This is a genomic window from Veillonella sp. 3891, assembly GCF_003992315.1.
Lineage (GTDB): Bacteria > Bacillota > Negativicutes > Veillonellales > Veillonellaceae > F0422.
Genome location: NZ_RQVE01000016.1, coordinates 1 through 25,504 on the forward strand (window position 1 = coordinate 1; position 25,504 = coordinate 25,504).

Sequence of the window (25,504 nt, forward strand, 5' to 3'; positions counted from 1 at the left end):
TTTAGATGTCTTTGCAAACACTATTTTATCAGAAAGCTATGAATCTTTTTTAGTTGCACTTAGATCATAAATTCAAGCCATAAAAAAGGGCGACCCCTCTGGAATCGCCTTTTAGTATATATGTATGTACGTTAATCAAATAGACTACAACAACTTAGATTCCTTATGCTGTATACAAAGAAACCTAAGATGGTAACTCTACCAAAGAAAAGGCGACCTCTATGGAATTGTTAGTTCTAATGACGTTCACGACTAGGAACAGGACGAGCACGAGAATTGCTAACAATACCATGATAATCTCCTTTCTGTACGATATGCGTACGAATCTTAACTATAAGTGTAATACTTTAAAAATTTAATAACTGTCTACTATTGTAACACCTTTGTCCACTGTGTGCAAGGGTATTCCAGTATTTTTTACAAGATATATATGTCTTATTTTCCACAATCTGTTATACTATAAGTGTTACTTCCCCTATACTGGTAACAGAAAGGGGGTGAGATTTATGGAATTAATACTCCTTACTCTTTTTATCTCGATTACGGCAAATGTCCTCGCTTACTACATTTGTAAATGGCTAGATCGAGTATTTAAGAAGTAACTAGCCTAGCCTTGTCAGCTATATAGACAAATAAAAACACCCAGGTCTCGCCACCTGGGTGTTTTTTTTGTGAGCTTTATGGAATCACCATTACTCTTTTTCGCTTGTCTAAATTGTATCATAAATTGTAAAAAAATAAAACCCCACGGTTGGCCGACCGTGGGGTTTCTTTTGCTTGTAAATGGAAATCATCAACTTTTCCATTCCAATTATATCACAGGTTAATAAAAATTTAAATCTTATTCCCCTAAGAAACGTTTTGCCTCGCAATAGTTCACGATACCTTCTACTACTTTTTTAGCTTCTCGCATAGCCAATACTACAGTAGCTGGTTTATGCACTACATCACCGCCTGCGAATACACCTTGACGGCTTGTCATACCATATGGCATATCTCGTGTTACTACATAGCCAGCTTCGTTCACTTCGATGCCATTACCAGGACCTACTAGACGAGCATTCGGTTTATGACCAATGGCCACAATGATTTTATCTGCTGGTAAGGTAAAGTCTTCGCCAGTGCTTTTCACAGATCCATCTTCTTGTAATTCTTGGCGTGTTAATGTCAACCCTTCTACGATATCTGAACCAGTTACTTCTTTTGGAGCGGCTAAAAATTCAAAACGAATACCTTCTTCTTTCGCTTCTTCAAACTCGGTTGGGTTCGCTGGCATTTGTTCTTCCCCGCGGCGGTACGTCACAGTGACACTTTCAGCACCAAGACGAACACAAGTACGAGCCGCATCCATCGCCACATTACCAGCACCGATGATGACAACTTTATCGCCTTTATATACAGGGATCAATTCTTCTTCGGCTCTACCATTTTGTACTAATTGTACCGATGTTAATAATGCCATCGCTTGTAACATACCGGCTTTGTCATCGCCAGGCAAAGAAATTTCCGCTGGTACATGAGTTCCTGTAGCAATAAAGATGGCATCGAAACCTTCTTCAAAAAGAGCATCTAAGTTACGATCTGGACCGATTGTGACATTGCATTCAAAAGTAACACCTAATGTTTGTAATCGTTTTACTTCACGGCGCACAATTCGTTTTCCCAACCGGAACTCTGGAATCCCAAATAACAGAATACCACCCGGTTCATCTTGGCGTTCAAACACAGTCACATCATAGCCTAATTTTGCCATATCACCAGCTACAGTTAATCCAGCAGGACCAGATCCGATAATAGCAATTTTACCTTGGTCTTTACGATTTGGTTTCACCTTACGAAGATTATTATCGCTTTCAAAATCAGCTGCAAAGCGTTCTAATTTACCGATATTGATAGGTTTATTCGCACGATTTAAAATACATGCCCCTTCACATTGTTTTTCACGAGCACACACTCGACCACACACAGCTGGTAAACTACTACGCTCAGCAATAATATCATTAGCTAATCCAAAATTACCATGCGCAATAGCTTGAATAAAACGAGGAATTTCATTTTCAATAGGACAACCTGTACGGCACAATGGTTTCGCACAATTCAAACAACGCTTCGCCTCAATAAATGCTTCTTCCATCGTATAATCTTTATCAAATTCTATCTCTTGTCGCAGCTCCATAAAGACCTCCTTGCACCACTCTGGTGACACACTTTTCCTTTACATACTTTATTTATAGGTTCTTACTTATTTCGATATAATACGTATAGTATACCATAGACTAGTCCTCTCCACTGTAACAATGGCTACACCCTTACTGTATCCATGGAATTAGCCATCCCTTTTCTTAGTGAAAGTACTAAAAGATATATCCTATAGTATACCATATGTGCGCACTGTGTGTAACTATGTATTTTTATATATTATGCAACGATACCCCCTATCGTTTCAACAATACAAAAAAGAGGCCCACCACATGGGTAGACCTCTGTAGTAATTGTGATTAATTTGCAGATGTAATAGTTCCTTTGAAAGTTTCTGCAATGAATTGTTTGATTGCTTCAGACTGATAAATCTCTGCAATTTTTTTGTAAGTTTCATTGTCTTTATCTTGTTCACGTGTGGCCAAGATCATCACCGCTAATGGCTCATCTTTTGGTTCTAAGTACAATCCTTTTTCACCTACGTTGATGCCTGCGCTTTGCACATAGTTCATCGGAATCGTCGCCAATGTCACATCATCTAAGCTACGAGGTAATTGTGCTGCCTCAAGTTCTTGGATTTTTAGGTTCTTAGGATTTTCCACAATGTCTGCTACTGTGGCTTTGAAACCAACGCCTTCTTTCAATTTGATAAGACCTGCTCGTTGTAATAAGGCTAAGGCACGTCCACCATTCGTTGGATCATTTGGAATTGCTACCGTGTCGCCATCTTTTACATCGATAGGAGATTTCACAGAATTACTGTAGATACCCATTGGCATTAAAATCGTTTTTCCGATTGGCACGAGTTTAGAATTGTTTTGCTTGTTAAAATTTTCCAAGAACGGCACATGTTGATACGCATTCAATTGGATATCTCCATCTGCCAAGGCCTTGTCTGGTGTGATGTAATCGGAAAATTCCACCACTTTCAACTGGATACCTTGTTTTTGTGCTTCCTTCGCTACCGCCTCAGCCACTTGTGCATGAGGACCTGCCGTAGCACCAATTTTAATTTCCTTCGGCGTGTCCTGCGTCGTTGTGGATGTGCCACAGCCCGCAATGCCTAACGCTAATATGCCCACTAATAAGGGCGTGAATAATGATTTTAATTTCATAACTGAATCCTTTCATAACTACAAATACTACTAATAAAAATTATATTTCAATTCTGAGTATACAGAATATCATAAGAATCTTCTCTTGCCCAATATAAATTTTATTACACTATTAATAGGTAAAAACTATAATTTATATACATTGAAACTTTTTTTCATAGTCACAAATAATTGAATTTCTAAAATATTTAAGTTATTATAATCATGTTTTTATATGAAGGGAGTAACTATATGTCAACTTTTTACAAATGGCATAAGAGAATATCTATCTTTTCTATTATATTTTTTCTTATGTTTTGCATTACCGGTTTATTATTATTATTTAGAAATGAATTAAATGCTTGGTCTTTAGGACAACCCTCTCATAGTACATCTACTATGACAATGAGTCCATCCTCATCCTCTATATTTGATGCAGCAGATGCGGGTGCTGCATTAGTAAAACAACAATATCCATCCAAAGATATTTTGAATATTTCTCCAACCATGAATAGATCTAACCTATTACGCTATAGAATTATTGATTCATCAGCCACATCTGCCCCACCTGCACGAATGGGTATGGGAGGAGACTATACCTTATATAACCCAAATTCTAATACACTTGTTGAATCTCATCGTGTCACCCCTGCGCATCCATGGGTACGAAGTGCACTACATACAATTCATGAATTACATACTCGATTAGCCTTAGGAAAATTTGGTATTTATCTTGTAACTATTCTATCTATGATATGCTTCTTATCCATCCTTAGTGGTATCTTTTTATACGGCCCTTTCAGTTCCGCCTATAAACGAAGCACTCAAACATCAACCCGATTACATATGAGTGCTCTTCATCGTGAATTTTCTATGATTGCTTCTGTTTGGGGAATTATATTATCACTTACAGGTGTATGGATTGGAGGTTTTTTTATTGTTAATGATTATTACACAACAAGTGTATCCTCTATGGCAACACAAGAATTAGCTAATCATACATCCGAAATTTTATCTCCTTCTAAAGCGATTCAACGAATTCTATCAACCTATCCTAATCGTCAACTTATTTCTATGGATTATCCTTCAAGATTTAATAATTATCACTATGCCTTTTATTTAGGTAGCCAAAATGATGACGATCCTGCCATGTTTTTAGGACAGCCTGTATACGCCAATTTATATACTGATTCAACTCTCGATCAGTATGCAACGAAAGAAATTCCTTGGTATTTTACCGGAATGAAAACTATGATAAACTTACATATTCATAATCATAATTCCATGGCATTAAAAATATTATGGGCTATTTGGGATATTATCCTCATCATTGGTATGGTATTAGGAATCATCTTAACGATTATGAAACGATATCATATACCTATGAAAACTACACCTATCAAACCTATTTTATCCCCTACTCATATATGGAGAATTCCTACCATATCTAGTGCATTCATCGCTTGTGGTTTAATCATTCCAATGTGGCCTAATTCTATGACAGAAACAATTGGTGCTATCTGCTTATTGATTCCTTTAGTACTCTTTATATACTCTTTATATCAGTACTATACTCGAATCAAAGAAACTCTATAATATATCTATGGTAATCTTTCTCATAGCCTTATGAAAAGAAAAATAGAGGTCATTGTTACATTGTATAACTATGACCTCTATTGTTATGTTATTTCCCTTGCATCACCAATAACTGATTCAATTTTTGTTCTAATTCAGCATTTTTCTCTTCTAACTGTTGGATGCGCATCTCATAATCGTTGGAAATCATAGGTTTCTTTTCATCTTTACCGATTCTGAAAGAAGCTCCTGCATTCCAAGATAGGGTATGTCCCGCAAGGCTAAGTCCAAAATTATAGAATCTATCTTTATTTGTATAATGACCTATTCCTAATGCCACACCTTTTGTACCTTTAAATTGGCCTACACCAGCCATGACTTGTGTCCGATCTGTACCATCATATGGCAGAGGTTTTAAAGCACCTAAGGCAATAGCAGAGGCCCCTGCGATTTTTGCTGTATCATTGGCCTCTTCTGCCATGGCTTTCACAGTATGAACTTGGCTGACGATGCTTTCTGGTTTTGATCCCGTACCAGCATTCATTTTCTCGATTTCTTCAGGTGTATATCCTAGGGCATTTGTGATGGCTTTCAACTGTTTCACATTCACTGCATCTGTATCTTTAATACCACCAGCTACATTGACAATTCTTCGTTTTACCTCTGGAATATCTAAAGTGTCATTATCAAATTGCATAGTGTATCCCTCTGTACCTACAGAGACAACACCTTCAGCTGCTTTCACCGTATCTCCTGAGAAAGCAGATGTGCCATCTATGGCAGCACCACGTCCTTCTGTAGAAGAATACACACCAATAGATACACTATTCTTATCTTTCACGCGCGACCAAGCACCCAAAGCCATACTACTATCTGCTTTAGAAGATATTTCTGAGCGATTACCAAAGGCTATACTATCTTCTGATAAAGTAGTAGCAAACCTTCCTAGAGCAATACTTCTTTTCTTTGCTGTCACAGCTTGGGACCCCATGGCAATGGACTCATCTAGCCAAGCTCGGCTGGCTTTACCAATAGCGATGGAATCCGTTCCGTTTGCCCGAACAGCATTACCAATTCCTACGGCATCAAATCCATAGACCCTAGTATCATTACCAATTGCCATCGATTGGAAGGCTACTTTCTCTTCAAATCCTTTTGGAATCATTGGCGTATCTTTTTTATCTTTTGACTCATCTAATGGTTTATAATCATCCACATGCATCACATGTTCTGATTGATTCCCCACCTTTGTAGGCGTATCATGTGGTACTTCACCTAATTCTTCTGTATCCGTTAATTTACCCACATAGGAACTAGTACCGATGACAATTCCTTGTTCTCCATTTTGTTCAATAGTAGCTCCATAGCCTAAGGCAATCCCAAAATTAGCATTAATATTATGATTATATCCAATCCCAATAGGAGCACTAATCCGCTTATCCTTCGATCCAATTGTACCCTTACCAATTGATACACCACCAGCTGTATAGGCTGTGCTCATATCTCCATTCTTACCTAGATTTACTTCTTCTGCGAATACTGTTGATGTACACAGTAAGGCAACCAATGTCGCTAATACTACGTTCTTTCTCATCATGTTACAACTTCTCCTTAGTATATGAATTACATATGAATTATATTATAACATGCTTAGTATCATTCTCATACTATAATATTTTCATCTCTTACATCTTACATGTAATGTTATATTACCTCATGCATCTAGTATCTGATGCGTAATATATTTTGTACATCCTTATATCGTCATTTCTATTCTTATGATAGCATTTATAGTTCTGCAAAGAATTATATTGATGAACAAAGTAAATTATACATAAAGGCACTGTTTCTTTGATCAAAATGCCATAATCCAATGGTAAAACTAGTTGGCGAGGTCTCGCCAATTTTGGTATAACTATATGCATTGGTATTAGTTTTTTTCATAATTACGTTATACCAATGAAAAGGGTCTTTCGGGACCCTTTTGCTCATTAAACATATAAAAAATAGAGGAAAGTTGATACTTTTTGATCAACTTTCCTCTATTTTATTTGTGGGCTATTTTCTTACAGCCCCTTTATATCTGGTGCGCCCAGAGGGAATTGAACCCCCGACCTGCAGTTTAGGAAACTGTCGCTCTATCCTACTGAGCTATGAACGCAAGTATACATCTATTATAGTCTAACTATACTGTACCTAGCAATATAAAATCTAAAATAAGATTCGATCTGTATCCTATGTTCATATCCACAATACAGAACATTCTTTCTTACCCAATACGATTCAATGAAGCCTTATAGTACAAGGGTTATTCACTTTTTGTGTATAAGATGTGTATAACTACGGAGTTATTAACAGTAAATACACAAGGTATTAACAAGCTACTCACAACCTATACCCATAGTTATACACTAAGTTATCCACAGTTAGGTGGATAACTGTTCCATATGTACGATAAAAGTGTTTAATTTTCTTTCGAAATGTTCGATCCATACACACATATACTAGTTTTTTTAGACACTTAGATCTCAGCACATTTATAATCTATTTACTATATACATAACAAGCCTATAGAACAACTTTCAACTGTTCTATAGGCTTTCGTATACTGCTATTTATCAGATATGCTCTTACAATCATACTTTCATCGGTACTATGCATCACATCGTACCTTACAAGTGTTAAATATCCACCATATGATCTTGCTTATTCAGCAAAATATAATTGGCCATCTACTTCTACTGGAATGCCCCAATCAACTTGCACCCCATTTTTGTTCCACATACGAGTTAATGCTAATTTTAAATTGTCATAGGAATCCAATGGTTGTACTGTCAACTCATCGTATGTATTTAATCCTGTGGCATGCATTACTATTTGTTCTGCTTGCAAATAAGATTCTACTTTTTCTTTCCAAGCCGCATCTTCTAATACCACTTGGCATTCTTTTGTTTCTTTGTTATACGCAATATAACCGCGCTCATTATCTCCATAATGAATTGCTAAATATACCCATTCCATGGTGTACCCTCTTTCATGACTAACATAAGTTACGACGTATACTATACTTATACTCTGATGTATTCTGTTCCTATTATATCGTATCTTTCCAAATGGTGGCAATATATATACCATTGCTTTTTATAATTACGTACACTATAATGTGCGTAAAGAGGTGATACACATAGAAATTATTGATATTACAAATTCTAGAGAAAATATTTTTAATTTTTTAACACAAATCATCAAATATAAAGAACTCTTACTAGAAGGAAAAAATACTTTACTATCCGAATGTATTCTAGAGGAAGAGGTTATTTGGTAATGAATAGAATATATAAAAAATAGAGGAAAGTTGATAAAAAGTATCAACTTTCCTCTATTTTTTATATTTTATTATTTTCCATTACTACTTTCCGTGTCACCATCACTTTATCTACTCGTGTGTTATCCATATCCATCACTTCAAATTGCAATGGTCCGTAGTGACAGCGATTGGCTTCTTTTGGAATACGACCAATTAAGTATGTCACGAATCCCCCTAATGTTTTGTACAGATCATCTTCTTCGCCTGGTAATAGTTCGTCCACTTCGAAGTATTCTTTCAGTTCTTCAATACTGATGAGCCCATCCACAAGATACGTTCCATCTTCTCGTTGAACGATACGATTTTCTTCTTCTTTCTTTTCCTCTTCCCCAGATGGCATCAAGCCTACAATTTCTTCCATAATATCGTGGAACGTAATCATCCCGCTCATGCCACCATATTCGTCTAGCACAATGGCTTCGTGGGTACCTTCTTCTCTGAAAGTAGATAATACTTTCATCAAGGACAGAGATTCTGGTACGAGCACAGGTTTACGCATACAATAGGCTAAGATATCTTTCATCGGACGATGGCTTTCTTTCATTTGTTGTGCCAACACATCTACGGAAGAGACTAAACCTTTCAAGTCATCCAAGGAATCGTCGCCTACTGGAATACGATGTTCGTTACATTCCATAATAGTTTCTAAGATTTCATCATCACTAGCGTTGATATCGATCCACGTCAACTGTGTACGAGGTGTCATAATATCGCTGGCATCGAGATCAGCTAAGCGGAAAATATTTTCTACCAGCACCGGCTCTTCTTCTTCATAGGCGCCCAGCTCCACACCTTGCACAAGCATTTTATTAATTTCCGATTCCGTTACTGGTGCTTCTTCCTTGTGTTTCACACCTAATACTTTCAGTAACATAGTCGTAGACACACTGAGGAGTGCCACCAATGGTTTTGTTACAGTGGCGAAGTATTTCATAGGAATAGCCATCATGATGGCGATAGATTCTGGCGAGTTATAAGCCAACCGTTTCGGCACCAATTCTCCTATGACCAAGGATAAATAGGTCGTTAAAGATACGATAAAAATAGGGCTTATCGTGTCCGCATAATCAGCTAGCCACAATATATGTTCTTTAATATATGTCGCCATAGGATCAGAAAAAGTAGCACCTGAGTACAAACCAGTGACAATACTAATTAGAGTAATACCAATTTGTATAGTAGAAAACATTTCATTTGGATCCTCCGCTAGCTTGATAGCCATGCGGGCTCCTCGATTACCTGCTTCCGCCTTTTCTTCTAATAACCCTTTACGAGCATTGATAATGGCCAATTCCGTCATGGAAAATAGACCATTTAAAATGATGAGTATGACTACAATTAAAATTTCTATACCTATGTCACTGCCCACTGATTCTATCTCTCCTTATCGATTCCTATATATAAAACTACACTATATATATATATCAAATCATCTATTAATTTTGAATAGTTTTATATTATATACTAACACAATACTTACCGTGCATTTTTACTAAATATATTGGAATACTTCTGCATTCTTATATAATACTTGTTTACTATTTATAAAAATAACCCAAATATATTTTAAATCACAACAGCTGTTCCTGTGCATGTCACCATGAGCATGCCATTAGTTTCACCCAATGTTTCATAACTTACGGATACGCCTACAATGGCATTGGCTCCCATAGCTTTTGCACGTTTGCTCATTTCTTTCAAAGACGCTTCACGAGCGCTGGCCAAAGATGATTCATAACTATTGCTACGGCCACCTACAACATCTCGAATGGAAGAAAAAAAGTCTTTTACAAAGTTACGACCTTCCACAACTTCTCCAAATACAATTCCTTTATATTCTTTAATTAGTTGACCTTCAATTTGCATGGTTGTTGTAATAATCATAGTATCTCCTTTATTCTCATATTGGTATGTTACAAACCTTATGATTCGTATTATATCATATTTAGAATAGTTCCTTCTATGCGAGCATTATGCCATACAATAATTATAACAAAAATAGCCTATATACTCGTTTGCTTATTAACATATAAAAATAGAGTAAAGTTGATGTTTTTGATCAACTTTACTCTATTTTATTTGGAGCCATTTTATTACAGCCCCTTCAATTTAAGTTATTTTTATAAATTTCATTTGCATACTATATTGATGATACCATACTCATATAGCAATACTGCCTAAATATTAGAATAATTCCAACTAATAGTATCTCTGATAAGACATAAGTAATATTAAATAAACACTTGTTGCACCAGCACCATGTATAAAATTGTTCCACCCCCAATGGATAGGAACATATTTCCCTTCCACAAATGGAGTAGCACTGTCACAGCCACGGCAATCATGTCTGGCATTCCATGATACACACCGGATAGGTCCACATGTCGCAAGGAAAATACGACCAATAAACTCATCGTCGCCGACGGCAATACTTTCCCTAAATACTGCACATAAGCGGGTGTTTTCGTTTTCGAGTTAAATATGACAAATGGTAAAAATCGTGTTGCCATAGTGCCTAGCACAACAATGGCAATGGTTATCATCTGTTCTATGAAAGTCATTGCTACCCCTCCATTGTGTTACGTAATAGACTTAATATCACCACGATACCAATCATAGCAGGAATCATAAAGTGTTCACTACCAAATATCCACAAGGCAATTCCAGGAATCACTAATCCTATACTAGAACTAATCAAATTCCGTTGAATTTTATATTGTTCTATAGCCAACACAATAAAGAGTGCGGTGAGTACAAATTCCAAACCTTTTCCATCAAAGGAGATTACCGATGCAAATAGATTACCTATGATAGAACCGACCACCCAGTATAACTGATTCAATAAGGTTACAAAAAAATAAATCCAACCCTTAGACACTCCTAAAGGAATTTGTGATGTGTAGTTGATAGAAAAACTCTCATCACACATGCCAAATATTAAATATGGTTTTAACCAACCTGTATTTCGATATACTTCTAGCATGGACAATCCATAAAATATATGACGACCATTCACCATGAGTGTAATTAAGAATGCACTCACTGGATCAAAAGGAGATAGCAACATAGCTACTGTTACAAATTCCATAGACCCTGCATAAATGAGAGCACTCAATGCCAATGTATAGCCCCAGGAAAATCCCATAGAGTACATATAAATACCATAGGATAGTCCTAAAAATAAAAATCCAAATAAGATGGGCGTTGTTTTAGGAAAGGCATATCTAAAAGCAGAGCTTATTTTGTTTTTTGTTGGTTCATGTTCCATATATACCGTCTCTTCTTTCATCATGTATCATTAATATTACTAGATTATCAAGTTTTATAAAATACTGACAATAATTTTATATAAACTATTAAATACATATATATTCAAAATATGTACATAGATGCAAATAATTTAGTGTCACTTTTACTATACTATCATATTATCAATTTCTAGAATACTCATATATTCATAAAATATATAAGAGGTCAACAAAAAATTATCTTATAACCTATTTCCTATAGTATCCTATCTTACTTATAAATTTACTTAGCAAGAACAAAACAGCCTACGGGACAACTTCCCATAGGCTGTTTCTATTAGTCCTCAAAATCGCGAGATAAATCGACTTCTTTTAGAGGAACTACTTTTGTTTTATATTTTGCTTTATACCATAAGTACACGGCGAAGAATACTGGAAGACCAATATACGCAACGGACACTCCGTACCAATCAATACTTTCACCCATGAAGGCTGTATAGTTTTGACCAGCAATGATGATCAAGCACAATGCCAAAGCAAACAATGGACCAAATGGGAACCAAGATGCTTTGTAAGGCAATTTAGATACATCATGACCTTGTGCCACATAAGCACGACGGAAACGATAATGTGCAATTGCAATGCCCACCCATGTGATGAATCCACTCATACCGCTGATGTTAATCAACCAAGTATAGGCTTGACCTTCTCCAATTAAGGATGTTAAGAAGGCAAACAAACCAAAGGCTGCTGTTGCCAATAATGCTGGAACTGGTACACCTCGTTTGTTAATGGAACCAAATACATTTGGTGCATCTCCTGATTTAGACAATGCATAAAGCATGCGTGTGGAGGAGAATAAACCAGAATTACCAGCAGATAATACGGCAATCAATAAGATAGCATTGATGAAATGAGCCGCCCAGTCAAATCCGAAACGATCAAATACTAATGTAAATGGACTGATAGATACATTTTCTACAGAACTATTCAATAAGTTTGGATCATTATAAGGAATTAAGAAACCGATGACAATGAATGAACCAATATAGAACAGTAAAATACGCCAGAAAATAGAGTTGATGGCTTTTGGAATATTTTTCTCTGGATCTTCCGATTCACCAGCAGCAGTACCAATTAATTCTACCCCTTGGAAAGAAAAACCAGCAATCATAAAAATAGCCAAGATAGAGGAGAATCCCCCTACAAATGGTGCCTCACCTAAGGTCCAATTATGGAATCCTGGAGATGGAGTTCCTACACCTAAGATCAATAATGTACCTAATAGTAAAAATACGATAACAGTGATGACCTTAATGCTAGAGAATATATATTCACTTTCACCAAAGGAACGAGCTGAAAAATAGTTCAATACAAATAGAATCAGTAAGAACAAAGCAGACCAAATGATAGCTGGCACATCAGGGAACCAGTATTTCATAATAAACGCACTCGCTACGAGTTCCGCCGCTAATGTAATGGCCCAGTTGAACCAAAAGTTCCAACCCAAGGCAAAGCCTAAAGCTTTATCTACATAGCGAGAAGCATGGGTACCAAAGGAACCAGATACTGGTAAATAAGTGGTCATTTCCCCTAAACTAGTCATCAAGAAATATACCATGATACCGATGAAACTATAGGCAATTAAAGCACCACCAGGACCTGCTGTACTCACTACTTCACCACCGGCTACGAATAAACCTGTACCGATGGCACCGCCCAATGCAATCATATTCATATGGCGGGATTTTAAACTTCTTTTTAATTTATTATTTTCCATAGGACTTCTCCTTATAAGTCAAGATTTCGTACATATTCAGCATTATCTTCGATAAACTTTCGACGAGGTTCAACCTTATCCCCCATCAAAACACTAAATATCTTATCTGCTGCAATACTGTCTTCCATGCTGACTTGTAGGATTGTTCGATGTTCAGGGTTCATCGTTGTATCCCATAATTGTTCTGCATTCATTTCACCAAGACCTTTGTAACGTTGGATGGTAATATTTTCACGTCCAATTTCGTCCAATCTATCTGAAAGTTCTTGGTCACTGTAGGCATACCACTGTTTTTGACCTTTTTTAATTTGGTACAACGGTGGTTGTGCAATGAATACATGACCTTCTTCAATCAATGGTCGCATATAGCGATAGAAGAATGTTAATAATAAAGTACGAATATGCGCGCCGTCCACGTCCGCATCGGTCATGATAATGATTTTATTGTAACGGCTCTTCGTAATATCAAAGTCTTGTCCGATACCTGTACCAAAGGCAGTAATCATAGAACGAATTTCTGCATTGGCTAAGATTTTATCAAGACGAGCTTTTTCTACATTTAGAATTTTACCGCGCAATGGCAAAATCGCTTGGTAACGACGATCACGGCCTTGTTTTGCGGTACCACCCGCAGAATCACCTTCGACAAGGTAAATTTCTGTCATAGTTGTATCTTTTTCAGAACAATCTGCCAATTTACCAGGTAAAGAGCTCACTTCCAAAGCATTTTTACGGCGTGTCAATTCACGAGCTTTACGGGCTGCTTCACGAGCACGACTCGCATTGGTTGCTTTTTCGATGATTTTCTTCGCTTCTGCTGGATGTTCTTCTAAGAAGACACGCAATCCATCAGATACGATGGTATCTGTAATACCTTTGACTTCGCTGTTGCCTAATTTACCTTTTGTTTGGCCTTCAAATTGTGGTTCCAATACTTTTACGCTTACTACAGCTGTTAAGCCTTCTCGCACGTCTTCCCCAGTCAAGTTGCTTTCATTTTCTTTCAAAATGCCAGCTTTGCGACCATAGTCATTCAAGGTCCGTGTTAAAGCAGTACGGAAACCACTGAGGTGCGTACCACCATCGATGGTATTAATGTTGTTAACGAAGGATAAAATCGTTTCACTATAGCTATCGTTATATTGTAACGCCACATCTACCACCACATCATCACGGGTATTATCAATAGAGATAACGCTCGGTGTGATGGCTTCCTTCGCTTCATTTAAATACTCAATGAATTGTACTAAGCCACCTTCGTAGTGGAAACTTTCACTGCGACCTTCCCCACGTTTGTCGGACAAGGTAATGCGTAATCCTTTATTCAAGAACGCCAATTCTTGTAAACGAGTTTTTAATACATCAAACTCAAAAATGGTAGTTTCAAAAATTTGTGCATCTGGTTTGAATCGTACTGTCGTACCTGTGCGATCCGTCGTACCGATTTCTTTCAAATCAGACGTTTTATTACCACGCTCAAAAGAAATTTCTTGAATTTTTCCATGTTGGTATACATCTACGATAGTCCATTCACTTAAGGCATTCACTACAGAAATACCTACCCCATGAAGACCACCAGACACTTTATATCCACCACCGCCAAATTTACCACCTGCGTGAAGTTTAGATAATACGAGTTCTACCGCAGGCATACCTGTTTCATGCATCCCTGTTGGAATCCCACGACCATCATCGATAACTTCGATACTATTATCTTCACAAATAGTCACTTCAATATGCGTGGCATACCCAGCTAAGGCCTCATCCACACTATTATCTACAACTTCATACACCAAGTGATGTAATCCACGGGCAGATGTGCTACCAATATACATACCAGGTCGCATACGAACGGCTTCTAAGCCTTCGAGGACCTGTATATTACCGGCATCATAATTCGTTTGTTCTGCCATCTGACATCCTCCTACTATTTATATAATGACATCCCATACTGGTCACCATATTCTATATAATACATTCTATTATACAATACTTTACTATCTCTGTGAAAGTCTCAGCCTTTATTTCACTTGCATTTTGTCTGCTTCGTTCCAACGATACTTATTAGTAATATTCACAACTTGTTCATAAGACAATTCATCTTGCGGTTTTGATGTAATTAACATCGTCGCCCAATACATATCGTTAGCATCCGTAGAGCCTTGAAACAAGCGAGTTAAATAATAATAAATACTTTCTTCTTTCGCCACTTCATACCATTCATAAGTACACCAAGGAGCAATTGCTTTCATTTGGTCATATTTATAATGAGGATAATACTTCAATAAACCTTTCACCGTACGAATGATATGTCGATACTTTTTATATTCACACTGAGGACATACCTTTGCAGATCCTTCCGATTGCCAACGACCACAGGTAGGACATTGATGAAAGTGCTCTTTTTGCAGTACAAACTCTTTTTTCGCTTGTTCCATACGTGTTTGCAATACTTTTTGTCGGAGTTCCTCATGACGGATCACACGAACAGACTCTTCTATACTTTGTACAATCTCAGGAGGCAACACAATTTGATGAAAGTCTATACTTTCCTCATAGACAGGAGTCATATCTAAGGCATCCCCTGATATAATTTGTTCTTGCAAAGCGCGTCGTGGCAGTTGTACTTTGATATCTGTAATAATGGATTCTCCATAATACTCACGCAATGCTTCCAATATTTGTGGTTTGCGCATAGTCATCTCTTGCATCCATACAGTATGACCAATTTCCACTACGATAACTGGTGGCTTAATTTGCACTAATTTTGCTTGTCCACTCACCATAGGTCCTACGACAGATTCCCAATCATGATAGAGTTTCATAAGTCGATACATTTCATAAATGCCTAGTTCTTGCAACATAGCATCACGAAGATTTGCCCCTCCTGCAAAGGATTCTAACTTATTCTCCATGTGGTATTTCCTCCGTCAAGTCTATATACTGCACCTTGTCTAAGTCCATTGTATCTGTTGTATCCGTAGTAGTAATGATTGTCTGCACACGTTTATGAATGAATTTGATTAAATTAGAACGACGTTCCTGATCCAACTCACTGAGTACATCGTCTAATAGTAAAATAGGATATTCTCCTACTTCTGATTTAATATATTCTAATTCACTTAACTTAACTGACAATATAGCTGTCCGTTGTTGCCCTTGTGAGCCAAATCGTTTTAAATCCATAGTCCCCGAGTAAAAGATAATATCATCACGATGGGGTCCCACTGATGTTTGTAACCGTCGCCGATCCTCTGGTAATTGTTCTTGCAAAGCTTGTAATAAAGCCTCCTTAGTCACCAACAATTGTTTCTCACTATAAGGCTGGCTATATTGCAATCGTAAATCTTCTTTACCATTAGTGAGTTTCCGATTCATTAAATCCATCAATTGATTTAATTTTTTTAAACTTTCCAATCGCTTTTGAATAATTTGAGACCCTAACGTAGCAATTTGTTCATCCCAATCTTGCACTGGTACCTTACTGGTATGACTATATTCTTTGAGTATCCGATTTCTCTGTTGTACAGCCCTCTGATACATCGTAAGTTGGTGATAATATTGAGGACTAGTCTGACTAATTTCCATATTCAAAAAACGACGCCGTAAGGAAGGTGTTCCTTTGATTAAATCTAAATCTTCCGGAGAAAAAATAACTGTATTCAAAGTGCCTACTAATTCTTTTTGCGATAAGGGATTATCATGCAAACGAATGACTTTTTTTCCTTGACGTCCCCATTTAATCTGCAACGTATGTGGTGTATCAGCTTTCATAAAGTGAACGATAATACTAGCCTCATCTTCATTCCAAGAAATAACATCTTTCATATCCGATGTACGATGACTATGTCCCATCGTGGCAATATAAGCAGATTCTAAGATATTTGTTTTCCCTTTTCCATTAGGACCATGGATGACAATGATTTCTGGTGTGAAAGTAATAGTTCTATGACGATGATTGCGAACATGTATCAGTTCCAATTCTGTCACATGCACAATTAAGCCTCCTTCACCACAGTGATTGTTACTTCATTAGAAATGGTTACCACATCATTAGGATAGATTTTTTTACGTTTTTCTGTAACTAATACGCCATTTAAGGTGATTTGTTTTTCTTCTAATAATACTTTAACTTGACCACCTGTAGCTAAGACATTAGCATATTTCAATAGTTGGTCTAATTGAATATACTCTGTATGAATGGATACAGTTTCTTGATTCATAATTTCCTCTTTTCTCTTAATTATGTGTATGAACTGGTGTTACCACATAGGTGTAATGGTCATTATTATCTTGACGAATTACCATAGCCCCTTGTTCTTGTAAATACATATGGATTCTTTCACCTGTGCTATGTTTCAATAATTCATCTATATATTTACCATTAAAATTAATAGTGAAAGGATTGCCTTCAAAGGTACATAGAACAATATCTTTTACCATACCAATATCAGCACTTTGAGAACTTAATGTAACTTGATTTTCTTCCCAATCATAACGAATGGCAGAATAACTCATATCTTTCGCCATAAAATATACACGATCTAAAGAACTAGCAAATTCACGACGATTTAAAATAGCACTAGCATCGAATTTAGCAGGAATAACACGTTTATAATCAGGATATGTACCTTCAATCAATCTTGAAATAATATATACAGTATCAAATACAATAGCTATTTGATTTCTATTCCAAATTAATTTAACCATAACAGGTTGATCTGATGGTAATACTCTGGAAACTTCTTCTACAGTACGTTTTGGAATGACAATACGCATTGGATTTTCAAGTGCTGTATCTAAGGTAACTTTTTTAACAGCCATACGATGTGTATCAGTACCGACCATAGTAAGCTCATTACCTTCAATTTCTACTAAGGTACCACAGAAAATAGGACGATCTGTATCTGTAGAAGTAGCATATACAGTTAAATCGATTAATTGTTTTAACTGTTCTCCGTCAATCATAATGCTATTATCATCTTGGATTTGCTCTACTAAGGAGAAATCTTCTACTTGCATAGTCACTAATTTAAATTCAGAATGATCTGATTTAATTTGTAATTGATTGGAATTGTCTGGTTTATATAATTCTACTTGTTCACCTGGTAATTTTTTTAGAATTTCTTGAAAGTATTTAGAACCCACTACAATCGTACCTGGTTCAAGGATGGTAGCATCTACTTGGGATCTCATTCCAATTTCAAAGTCATTAGCTTGTAATTCTACATAGTTATCTTTTGTAGAAATGTAAATAGATCCTGGTAAATTAGAGCTTGTTTTATTGCTTGCTACACGTTGGAATAGTGACATAGCTTTCACTAATTCAGTTTTGTTAAATTGAAGTTTCATCATTAACTCCTTGTGACTAATATAACTATGTTAGAGTGTTTTTGTTTAAATTAGTAGCCGTAGTAGTAGGGCGCGTGCACAAGTGGATAGGTGTATAAAGTCCTTGTACATCAATGTTTTACACATGTTTACAACATTGGGAATAGAAAATTGCATCTATCCACATAGTAACAGGTTTGAAATTACCTTGTGTGTAAGTCAATTTTTGTTAACAGCCTAGGCACAAAGTGTACACAGGTTACGCACATACTTATCCACAATCTGGGGATTATTTAGCTGCTTCTAATTCTTCACGAATACGCTCAATGGTATATCGTAAATCTTGATCCTTTTCTATTTCTCTGGAAATTTTTTCATACGCATGCAATGCCGTTGTATGGTCTTTTTTACCAAAAGCAAAGGAAATTTGTGGGTAACTTTCATTGATTAATTCACGAGCTAAATACATAGCAATTTGGCGTGGATGGGCATATTGCTTATTCCGTTTTTGGCTAATTAAATGTTCTAGTTTAATTTTGAAATAATCTGCTACAAATTCTTGAATGTATTTAATGGATAATACGATTTTTTCTGTATGAATGATAAAGTCTTTGATTGCTTTATTGGTAAATTCTACATCAATCGTTTCTAATCGGTTTGTAATAGCCGCTTGTGTAATCAATGTTTCAAAGGCACCTTTTAATTCACGAATATTTCGCTTATTAAAATACTGTGCAAATAGGTGAATCACCTCTTTTGGAACATATAAAGTTGGGTATTCGCTGCGACGATGATAGATTTCCTCATGGATGATGGCTTCAATCATTTCTGGATTTGGTGCCTCAATTTCTACAGTAAGACCACTATTAAATCGTGTGATTAAACGCTCTTCCATTTCCTTGTAATCCTTTGGCGGCTTATCACTGGATAAAATTACTGCTTTATTGTGGCTCAATAAATGGTTGAAAGTATTGAAAAATTCTTCCTGTGTAGTTTTCTTATTTTTTTCTTCTAAGAATTGTACATCGTCAATGATGAGTACATCGATATCTCGGAAGTTACGGCGGAATTGATCCGGTGTTTTTGTTCGCAAAGATTCAATAAAACTATTCATAAAATCTTCACTGGTAATAGACATAATTTTAGCGGATGGATTATGTACTAAAATTTCATTGCCGATGGCATGCATTAAATGAGTTTTACCAAGACCAGATTGACCGTGAATATATAGTGGATTGTAACGAAGTCCTGGATTTTCCGCCACTGCTTTTGCAGCACTGAAAGCAAGGCGGTTAGAATTAGATTCGATGTAATTATCAAAAGTAAAAGCACGATTTAGATGTGATTTTGAAGAGCTATTCATATCCCGTTGCACAGATGGTGCTGTTGGTAATGGTGTGGAAGTAGTTGTTTTAGTTGCAAATAAATCAGCAGGCACTGGTTTTTGGATACCTTGTGAAGGAGAAGTATTTCTTTGAATGATGACAGGAGAATCATAGCTAGGACGACTCACACCTTCTGGTAATACTTCGTCATACTCTTCTGTATTCCAAGGGGGAGGGATGATAGGAGAGGGAGAACTTTCCATCGTTGTATCTTCAATAGAAGGCATATCGATAGGCGGCATAGGAGGAATATCCGAAGGAGATGTGTGTATTGTTTCCAATGAAGATGCATCTGATGTAGCAGTATCCGTTAGATAGTCAATAGTTTGTAAGGTAGGAAGTAAACTTTTTGCTGCCTCTACAATTTGGTTATGGACCAATGGGGTTTGAATGTATTTTAATTTGCTAGGATCCATAACGAATAAGGTTAGGATGGTAGATGTCATAGAATAGGGCATCAAGGAATTCACGACCAAGGAGTCCCACATTTGCTGGGGCATTTTTGTTTTTGTTTTTTGCATCACTTGGTCCCATAGGGAGTAGAGATCTAAGTCACTCATAATAAACCTTCCTGTATGTGTATAAAAATTATTTGTCCACATCATGATGAATGTGGATAACTAAAAATTAGACAAAGAAAAAGAGTTCATAAACAAGATAATAGGTAGAATTGTTTCTATCCACAATATTGTGAATAAGTCAGTGGATAAGATGTAAAAAATGTGGAAAACTTGTTTATAACCCTTTGTTGGTGTATAGCTTTATTATACCAAAAACTTTTTTGCTTTACTATGCATTCTATTGGTTATTTTTATAGAAAAAGGCGTAGTATATTTTTTGTTTAGGAATATAGCACACCTTTTTACTTTTATAGTATGATTCTAATCTAGAAATAGCATAGACTTAATTGAATTAAATTGAAATATGAAAGTATGTTAATAAATGTTTCATCGTATCTTGACCATCGTAACATGTGTTAATGAGATATCCAGGTTCATATAAATATTCTTTTAATCCTCGATAGTAATAATATTTTTTTGTATCTTCAATGATAAATGGAATAACTCCATGGTTTAAACATTCTTTAAAGGCAATGAGTCTACCGACACGACCATTTCCATCTTGAAAGGGATGGATACGTTCAAATTGGAAATGAAATTCCACAATATCTTCAAAAGAAATTTCTGATTTTTTATGATAAGAAGTGAGTAATTGTTTCATGTCATGGGCTACATCTTTAGGAGCCGATGTTTCGATGCCACCTACAACATTAGGTCGAGTTTTATATTCTCCCACATTAAACCAAGGAAGGGTTTCATCTTTTGTTCTACTTTTTAATATATAGTGAAGGTGCTTAATCATTTCTTCTGTTATAGGTTCCTCTGCCATATCAATACAGTAATCAATTGCTCTAAAATGATTGACGGTTTCAATAATATCATCTACAGGAAGAGCATCTTTACTGTCAATGGTATTGGTTTCAAAAATACGTCTAGTTTGATCTTCATTTAGAGCACTACCTTCTATGTGATTTGAGTTATAAGTCATACGAATTTGTAGTTCATGATATAATCCACCTGAGATATGATGAGACTTCTCCTCTTGCAATTGTCTAAGAATAGGGTTGTCAGATATAATACGATATATATCATTTTCAGAACAAAGGAAAAAATTACATAATTTATGTATCACTGAGGAGGAAAGTTTTTCACCTTTACCAATCTTTGCAATCGTTCTTGAAGAGATATGTAGCACTTGTGTTAAGTCGGATTTTTTTAGGTTATGTTGTTTTAGTAATTGTAGTAAACCATGATAATTATACATATTTTACCTCCATAATCTTTACTTATCGTACTGTAAATTATAATAAAAGTAAAGATTTTAAAATAAGGAAGTAAAGATTACTATGAATGATAAGAGATATCTATAAATGTATGTAGAGTTCTATTATGACAATATTACAAATCGTTTATATATATACTATTAAAAACAAGGTTTATATTGACAGAATTAGGGTTTATACATATAATTACTATGTTATGGTATACGAAAAAATAAACCTATCATGAGGAGGTGTTGTTGTAATGAAACGTACTTACCAACCAAATACACTTTGGAGAAAACGTACTCATGGTTTCCGTGAACGTATGAAAACCATCGGTGGCCGTCTAGTATTAAAACGTCGACGCGCTAAAGGCAGAAAACGCTTATCTGCATAATCAAATATACAGCAAGAGAACTTGGCCGCAGAGCCAAGTTTTTCTGTATGTACGGTATTAAAGGATAACTATGAATAGTTTAACAAAAGATAGAAGAATTCGGAAAAACAATGAATATCAATTAGTGTATAAGCACGGTCGCTATGAAGTGGGACGTCTTTGTGTGGTCTATCATATGCCAGTGGCAAAGCAAAAAAGTAAAATTGGTTTCGTCACGGGTAAAAAAGTAGGTGGCGCAGTACAGCGCAACAGAGCACGACGTTTGATGAAAGAAGTGTATCGTTTGCATCAACATGAATTGCGTGAAGGTCATCATATCGTAGTAGTCGGTCGAGGTTATTTAGCCAATGCTACCTACGAACAGGCAGAACGTGAAATGATGCGTCTATTCAAAAAATGTAAATTATTAAAGGATAGAAACTAATGGGTATTAGTAAACTTGTAAATTACTTGTTAATTGGATTAGTTCAGTTCTATCGATATGCTCTATCTCCTTTAAAGCCAAGTACTTGTCGTTTTTATCCCACCTGTTCGATGTATATGTTGCAAGCATTGCGACGATATGGACCTTTAAAAGGTAGCTATTTAGGCATTAAACGGATTTTAAAATGCCATCCCTTTCACAAGGGTGGATATGATCCTTTGCCATAGCACAGTTTTGGAAATACCTGAGTACCTGTATGGATGAAATATAGACCATACCATAACGTATATGGGTACACAAAGGTTATACTACAAAGAACAAGAAAAGGAGTAGGCATGGAAATCTTTCAATATTTAGTAGATTTTATGAGAAGTCTTGTGGAATATTCGTTTTTGGCCACAAAATCGATGGGCTTCCCAAGCTATGGTATCGCGATTATTTTGCTTACCATTGTTATTAAACTTATATTAGCACCGTTGACACAAAAACAAGTGCAGTCTATGAAAGGCATGGCTGATTTACAACCTAAAATGAAAGCCATTCAAGACAAATATAAGGACAATCCACAAAAAGCACAGCAAGAAATTATGAAAATGTATAAAGAATTAGGCATCAATCCATTAGCTGGTTGTTTACCACTTCTTGTACAAATGCCATTCTTGATTGCTATTTTCTATGCATTGCAAGGATATCCATATGATCCTCAATATGCGCAATTCTTATGGTTACCAAATTTGAGTGATCCAGATCCAATCTATGTATTACCAGTATTGTCTGCGTTGTCTACGTATATTATGAGTAAACAAACATCTGCTAGTGGTAATAATCAACAAGCAAAGATTATGAACATCTTTATGCCACTATTCATTGGCTATATCAGTTTAAACTTTGCTAGTGGATTGGTAATTTACTGGGTAGTTTCAAATCTATTCCAATTAGCACAACAAACATTAATTTATCGTAATAACAAATAGGAGGCTAGGCATGGATTACATTGAAGTGTCAGCAAAAACGATTGAAGAGGCAACTTCACAAGCAACAGCGCAAATTGAATCTCAAGGTCGTGTTGTTACGTCTGTGAAAGTGTTAGAAGAACCATCAAAAGGTTTCTTAGGATTTGGTAAAAAAGATGCTCTTGTTCGCGTATACTTTGAAGAAGGAACAGCAGAAAATATTGCTGTTGCAGAAGAAGTAGTATCAGTTGTGGAAACTGTTACAGAAACAACAGTAGATACTGTGGAAACAGAAGCTACTGAAATTCCTGTGGTAGTTGAGGATGGTATTACAAAAGCAGAACAAGATTTCATTGCCGATACAGGTAAAGAATTTTTATTAGGTATGTTTGGAAAGATGGGCTTATCTGTACAGATTGAAAAATTGACTACTAAAGATAAGATTACATTCCAAGTACATGGGGAAGACTTAGGTATTTTAATTGGTAAACATGGTCAAACATTAGATGCTATCCAATACTTAACAAACCTTGTGGCTAATAAAGAAGTTCGCCGTCGTTGCCAAATTGTTGTGGACGTGGAAAATTATCGTTCCCGTCGAGAAGAAACTTTAGTTCAATTGGCACATCGATTAGGAGCTAAAGTACGACGTACACGTCAAAAAATTGCGTTAGAACCAATGAATGCATTTGAACGCAAAATCATTCACTTAGCTTTGCAAAACGAAAAAAATATCAAAACAGATAGCGAAGGACAAGAACCATATCGTCATATTGTAATTTATTACAAACGATAGACTTCTACTATATATCATCAACTTTTATATTGATGTATATGCATATCTGTAGAGATGACAATAGATGATTTGTGGCATATAGTAACAGATTATCTATAACTATGAAGAGGGCCCTTCGGGGTCCTTTTTCTTAGAAATATAGAAAAAAGCTATGAGTTGATTTTATATATTCAACTCATAGCTTTTTTAGTTTAAGGGGCTGTTTTGTTACAGCCCCTTTTTATATGGTGTATATATTAAAAAGAAATAATATAGTTATTAGGTTTTATATAGCTATTTAGTGGTTCAGTTATATCCACGGTTATTAATTTCCCATAGGGTGATACTGATATTGTCAAGATCAGTTCCTACTGTCTACAGACTCTTTACGGCTCGATGGGGAAATAATCCGCAGGGACGGGGGCAAGGATGCCAACAAAGACAAAGTCCTTCGTGCCTGTATTTTTCATCCCGTGGCACATGCCCTTCGCTGAGACGATGACATCGCCCTTCGCGATGGGGTGCTCCTCTCCGGGGGTAGGGTAAAAGACGCCCTCTCCCTCAATGCAAATCCATATATCATCTGCATTGGCGTGACCGTGCGGCTGAATCGTCTGTCCAGGCTTTATGACCCAGACGACACCGCTCGTTGACTCCGTGCTGTAGATTGGCGTGCGCGTTGCGACATTGCCCGCCTTTGCCACATTTGCCACGCGAAAACGTCGCGTTGCAAAATCGTTTGTGATTTCATTTACCATGATGTTTGCTCCTTTCAAAAATTCGTATTTTATATCGTTTTAGGGTGCTCAGTTAAAGTAATCATCGTCATATCCTTCGCTATTCAACTTCATTTTACAACAAACCAATCCTTATGACAACAATGGGATTTGATATTGTCAAGATCAGTTGACAAATTTTCTTTAGAAGAATACAAATGCTGTAACTCTTTATAGTCTAATTCCTTCAATACAGCATCGAGTAACCGCATAGGAGCTGTTTCTTTTATCATCAACATGCCATAATCCAATGGTAAAACTAGTTGGCGAGGCATTACTAGTTTAGTATAATTAAATTCATTGGTATATTATTTCTTCACATAAAAGGTGGCTTTCCCTTTTCCGTGTCGTTCAATGTACTTTTCTTCTACTAATTGT

General features: G+C 36.2%; 23 protein-coding genes and 1 tRNA gene. 6 read left to right on the forward strand and 18 right to left on the reverse strand.

The genetic code is table 11. The features are described from left to right. Positions 1-841: 841 nt before the first annotated feature. Entirely contained in the window at positions 842-2,176 is a 1,335-nt protein-coding gene (locus EO118_RS07660; protein WP_127069366.1) for an NAD(P)-dependent oxidoreductase, read from the reverse strand. Positions 2,177-2,498: 322 nt separating this feature from the next. Next, positions 2,499-3,314 carry a MetQ/NlpA family ABC transporter substrate-binding protein gene (locus tag EO118_RS07665; protein ID WP_126939818.1) on the reverse strand — a complete coding sequence of 272 codons (816 nt, stop codon included), beginning with the start codon at positions 3,312-3,314 and terminating at the stop codon, positions 2,499-2,501. Positions 3,315-3,545: 231 nt separating this feature from the next. Between EO118_RS07665 and EO118_RS07670 the strand changes: the two genes are divergently transcribed. After that, the gene (locus EO118_RS07670; protein WP_127069367.1) at positions 3,546-4,889 is read left to right on the forward strand and encodes a PepSY domain-containing protein; all 1,344 of its coding nucleotides are present in this window, start codon (positions 3,546-3,548) and stop codon (positions 4,887-4,889) included. 88 nt (positions 4,890-4,977) lie between these two features. Here EO118_RS07670 and EO118_RS07675 read toward each other — a convergent pair whose 3' ends face one another. The 15 genes from EO118_RS07675 to EO118_RS07745 form a co-directional block, all read right to left on the reverse strand. Further along, the gene (locus EO118_RS07675) at positions 4,978-6,465 is read right to left on the reverse strand and encodes a YadA-like family protein (RefSeq protein WP_127069368.1); all 1,488 of its coding nucleotides are present in this window, start codon (positions 6,463-6,465) and stop codon (positions 4,978-4,980) included. 487 nt (positions 6,466-6,952) lie between these two features. Then, positions 6,953-7,029: transfer RNA gene (locus EO118_RS07680), tRNA-Arg, on the reverse strand. Positions 7,030-7,574: 545 nt separating this feature from the next. Further along, a complete protein-coding gene (locus EO118_RS07685; RefSeq protein ID WP_127069369.1) occupies positions 7,575-7,889 on the reverse strand; it encodes a hypothetical protein in 315 nt (104 codons plus the stop codon). Between the two features lie 365 nt (positions 7,890-8,254). Then, positions 8,255-9,604 (reverse strand): hemolysin family protein, encoded by a 1,350-nt coding sequence (locus EO118_RS07690; protein WP_127069370.1) that lies wholly within the window; start codon positions 9,602-9,604, stop codon positions 8,255-8,257. A gap of 197 nt (positions 9,605-9,801) precedes the next feature. Further along, positions 9,802-10,119 (reverse strand): heavy metal-binding domain-containing protein, encoded by a 318-nt coding sequence (locus EO118_RS07695; RefSeq protein WP_127069371.1) that lies wholly within the window; start codon positions 10,117-10,119, stop codon positions 9,802-9,804. A 347-nt stretch (positions 10,120-10,466) separates the two neighbouring features. Next, a complete protein-coding gene (locus EO118_RS07700) occupies positions 10,467-10,796 on the reverse strand; it encodes a branched-chain amino acid transporter permease (protein WP_127069372.1) in 330 nt (109 codons plus the stop codon). Between the two features lie 2 nt (positions 10,797-10,798). Beyond that, positions 10,799-11,503, reverse strand: a complete 705-nt coding sequence (locus tag EO118_RS07705) for an AzlC family ABC transporter permease (protein WP_127069385.1) — start codon at positions 11,501-11,503, stop codon at positions 10,799-10,801. Positions 11,504-11,820: 317 nt separating this feature from the next. Further along, positions 11,821-13,263 (reverse strand): amino acid permease, encoded by a 1,443-nt coding sequence (locus EO118_RS07710; protein ID WP_127069373.1) that lies wholly within the window; start codon positions 13,261-13,263, stop codon positions 11,821-11,823. A gap of 11 nt (positions 13,264-13,274) precedes the next feature. Continuing rightward, the gene (gene gyrB, locus EO118_RS07715; RefSeq protein ID WP_127069374.1) at positions 13,275-15,176 is read right to left on the reverse strand and encodes a DNA topoisomerase (ATP-hydrolyzing) subunit B; all 1,902 of its coding nucleotides are present in this window, start codon (positions 15,174-15,176) and stop codon (positions 13,275-13,277) included. 108 nt (positions 15,177-15,284) lie between these two features. Then, positions 15,285-16,178, reverse strand: coding sequence for a DciA family protein (locus EO118_RS07720; protein WP_127069375.1), 894 nt, complete (start codon positions 16,176-16,178; stop codon positions 15,285-15,287). After that, complete coding sequence (gene recF, locus EO118_RS07725; protein ID WP_127069376.1) at positions 16,168-17,259, reverse strand: DNA replication/repair protein RecF; 1,092 nt, start codon at positions 17,257-17,259, stop codon at positions 16,168-16,170. Before recF ends, EO118_RS07720 begins: the two co-directional genes overlap by 11 nt. 2 nt (positions 17,260-17,261) lie before the next feature. Next, on the reverse strand, positions 17,262-17,486 hold the full coding sequence (locus tag EO118_RS07730; RefSeq protein ID WP_127069377.1) for an RNA-binding S4 domain-containing protein: 225 nt from the start codon (positions 17,484-17,486) through the stop codon (positions 17,262-17,264). A 16-nt stretch (positions 17,487-17,502) separates the two neighbouring features. After that, a complete protein-coding gene (gene dnaN, locus EO118_RS07735) occupies positions 17,503-18,618 on the reverse strand; it encodes a DNA polymerase III subunit beta (RefSeq protein WP_240633525.1) in 1,116 nt (371 codons plus the stop codon). Positions 18,619-18,883: 265 nt separating this feature from the next. Then, positions 18,884-20,539: a chromosomal replication initiator protein DnaA gene (gene dnaA, locus EO118_RS07740; RefSeq protein WP_164723914.1), complete on the reverse strand. Its 1,656-nt coding sequence runs from the start codon at positions 20,537-20,539 to the stop codon at positions 18,884-18,886. A gap of 352 nt (positions 20,540-20,891) precedes the next feature. Next, positions 20,892-21,803 carry a Fic family protein gene (locus EO118_RS07745; protein WP_127069379.1) on the reverse strand — a complete coding sequence of 304 codons (912 nt, stop codon included), beginning with the start codon at positions 21,801-21,803 and terminating at the stop codon, positions 20,892-20,894. A gap of 260 nt (positions 21,804-22,063) precedes the next feature. Between EO118_RS07745 and rpmH the strand changes: the two genes are divergently transcribed. The 5 genes from rpmH (at position 22,064) to jag (ending at position 24,371) form a co-directional block, all read left to right on the forward strand. Next, positions 22,064-22,198: a 50S ribosomal protein L34 gene (gene rpmH, locus EO118_RS07750; RefSeq protein ID WP_004692946.1), complete on the forward strand. Its 135-nt coding sequence runs from the start codon at positions 22,064-22,066 to the stop codon at positions 22,196-22,198. 70 nt (positions 22,199-22,268) lie between these two features. Continuing rightward, entirely contained in the window at positions 22,269-22,622 is a 354-nt protein-coding gene (gene rnpA, locus EO118_RS07755; RefSeq protein ID WP_009353996.1) for a ribonuclease P protein component, read from the forward strand. Continuing rightward, the gene (yidD, locus tag EO118_RS07760) at positions 22,622-22,849 is read left to right on the forward strand and encodes a membrane protein insertion efficiency factor YidD (protein ID WP_009353977.1); all 228 of its coding nucleotides are present in this window, start codon (positions 22,622-22,624) and stop codon (positions 22,847-22,849) included. The genes rnpA and yidD overlap by 1 nt, the downstream gene beginning before the upstream one ends. 108 nt (positions 22,850-22,957) lie before the next feature. Then, on the forward strand, positions 22,958-23,596 hold the full coding sequence (locus EO118_RS07765) for a YidC/Oxa1 family membrane protein insertase (RefSeq protein WP_127061637.1): 639 nt from the start codon (positions 22,958-22,960) through the stop codon (positions 23,594-23,596). Positions 23,597-23,606: 10 nt separating this feature from the next. Continuing rightward, the gene (jag, locus tag EO118_RS07770; protein WP_127069380.1) at positions 23,607-24,371 is read left to right on the forward strand and encodes an RNA-binding cell elongation regulator Jag/EloR; all 765 of its coding nucleotides are present in this window, start codon (positions 23,607-23,609) and stop codon (positions 24,369-24,371) included. 365 nt (positions 24,372-24,736) lie between these two features. On the opposite strand, the gene EO118_RS07775 is transcribed toward jag, so the two are convergent. Further along, the gene (locus tag EO118_RS07775) at positions 24,737-25,108 is read right to left on the reverse strand and encodes a cupin domain-containing protein (protein ID WP_038145013.1); all 372 of its coding nucleotides are present in this window, start codon (positions 25,106-25,108) and stop codon (positions 24,737-24,739) included. Positions 25,109-25,504 lie beyond the last annotated feature (396 nt).

Excerpts from the sequence above, each read along its gene's own strand:
- EO118_RS07660 (WP_127069366.1), bottom strand. The coding sequence starts at position 2,176 with ATGGAGCTGCGACAAGAGATAGAATTTGATAAAGATTATACGATGGAA.
- EO118_RS07665 (WP_126939818.1), bottom strand. The coding sequence starts at position 3,314 with ATGAAATTAAAATCATTATTCACGCCCTTATTAGTGGGCATATTAGCG.
- EO118_RS07670 (WP_127069367.1), top strand. The coding sequence starts at position 3,546 with ATGTCAACTTTTTACAAATGGCATAAGAGAATATCTATCTTTTCTATT.
- EO118_RS07675 (WP_127069368.1), bottom strand. The coding sequence starts at position 6,465 with ATGATGAGAAAGAACGTAGTATTAGCGACATTGGTTGCCTTACTGTGT.
- EO118_RS07685 (WP_127069369.1), bottom strand. The coding sequence starts at position 7,889 with ATGGAATGGGTATATTTAGCAATTCATTATGGAGATAATGAGCGCGGT.
- EO118_RS07695 (WP_127069371.1), bottom strand. The coding sequence starts at position 10,119 with ATGATTATTACAACAACCATGCAAATTGAAGGTCAACTAATTAAAGAA.
- EO118_RS07700 (WP_127069372.1), bottom strand. The coding sequence starts at position 10,796 with ATGACTTTCATAGAACAGATGATAACCATTGCCATTGTTGTGCTAGGC.
- EO118_RS07705 (WP_127069385.1), bottom strand. The coding sequence starts at position 11,503 with ATGGAACATGAACCAACAAAAAACAAAATAAGCTCTGCTTTTAGATAT.
- EO118_RS07710 (WP_127069373.1), bottom strand. The coding sequence starts at position 13,263 with ATGGAAAATAATAAATTAAAAAGAAGTTTAAAATCCCGCCATATGAAT.
- gyrB (WP_127069374.1), bottom strand. The coding sequence starts at position 15,176 with ATGGCAGAACAAACGAATTATGATGCCGGTAATATACAGGTCCTCGAA.
- EO118_RS07720 (WP_127069375.1), bottom strand. The coding sequence starts at position 16,178 with ATGGAGAATAAGTTAGAATCCTTTGCAGGAGGGGCAAATCTTCGTGAT.
- EO118_RS07730 (WP_127069377.1), bottom strand. The coding sequence starts at position 17,486 with ATGAATCAAGAAACTGTATCCATTCATACAGAGTATATTCAATTAGAC.
- dnaN (WP_240633525.1), bottom strand. The coding sequence starts at position 18,618 with ATGATGAAACTTCAATTTAACAAAACTGAATTAGTGAAAGCTATGTCA.
- dnaA (WP_164723914.1), bottom strand. The coding sequence starts at position 20,539 with ATGAGTGACTTAGATCTCTACTCCCTATGGGACCAAGTGATGCAAAAA.
- EO118_RS07745 (WP_127069379.1), bottom strand. The coding sequence starts at position 21,803 with ATGTATAATTATCATGGTTTACTACAATTACTAAAACAACATAACCTA.
- rpmH (WP_004692946.1), top strand. The coding sequence starts at position 22,064 with ATGAAACGTACTTACCAACCAAATACACTTTGGAGAAAACGTACTCAT.
- rnpA (WP_009353996.1), top strand. The coding sequence starts at position 22,269 with ATGAATAGTTTAACAAAAGATAGAAGAATTCGGAAAAACAATGAATAT.
- yidD (WP_009353977.1), top strand. The coding sequence starts at position 22,622 with ATGGGTATTAGTAAACTTGTAAATTACTTGTTAATTGGATTAGTTCAG.
- EO118_RS07765 (WP_127061637.1), top strand. The coding sequence starts at position 22,958 with ATGGAAATCTTTCAATATTTAGTAGATTTTATGAGAAGTCTTGTGGAA.
- jag (WP_127069380.1), top strand. The coding sequence starts at position 23,607 with ATGGATTACATTGAAGTGTCAGCAAAAACGATTGAAGAGGCAACTTCA.
- EO118_RS07775 (WP_038145013.1), bottom strand. The coding sequence starts at position 25,108 with ATGGTAAATGAAATCACAAACGATTTTGCAACGCGACGTTTTCGCGTG.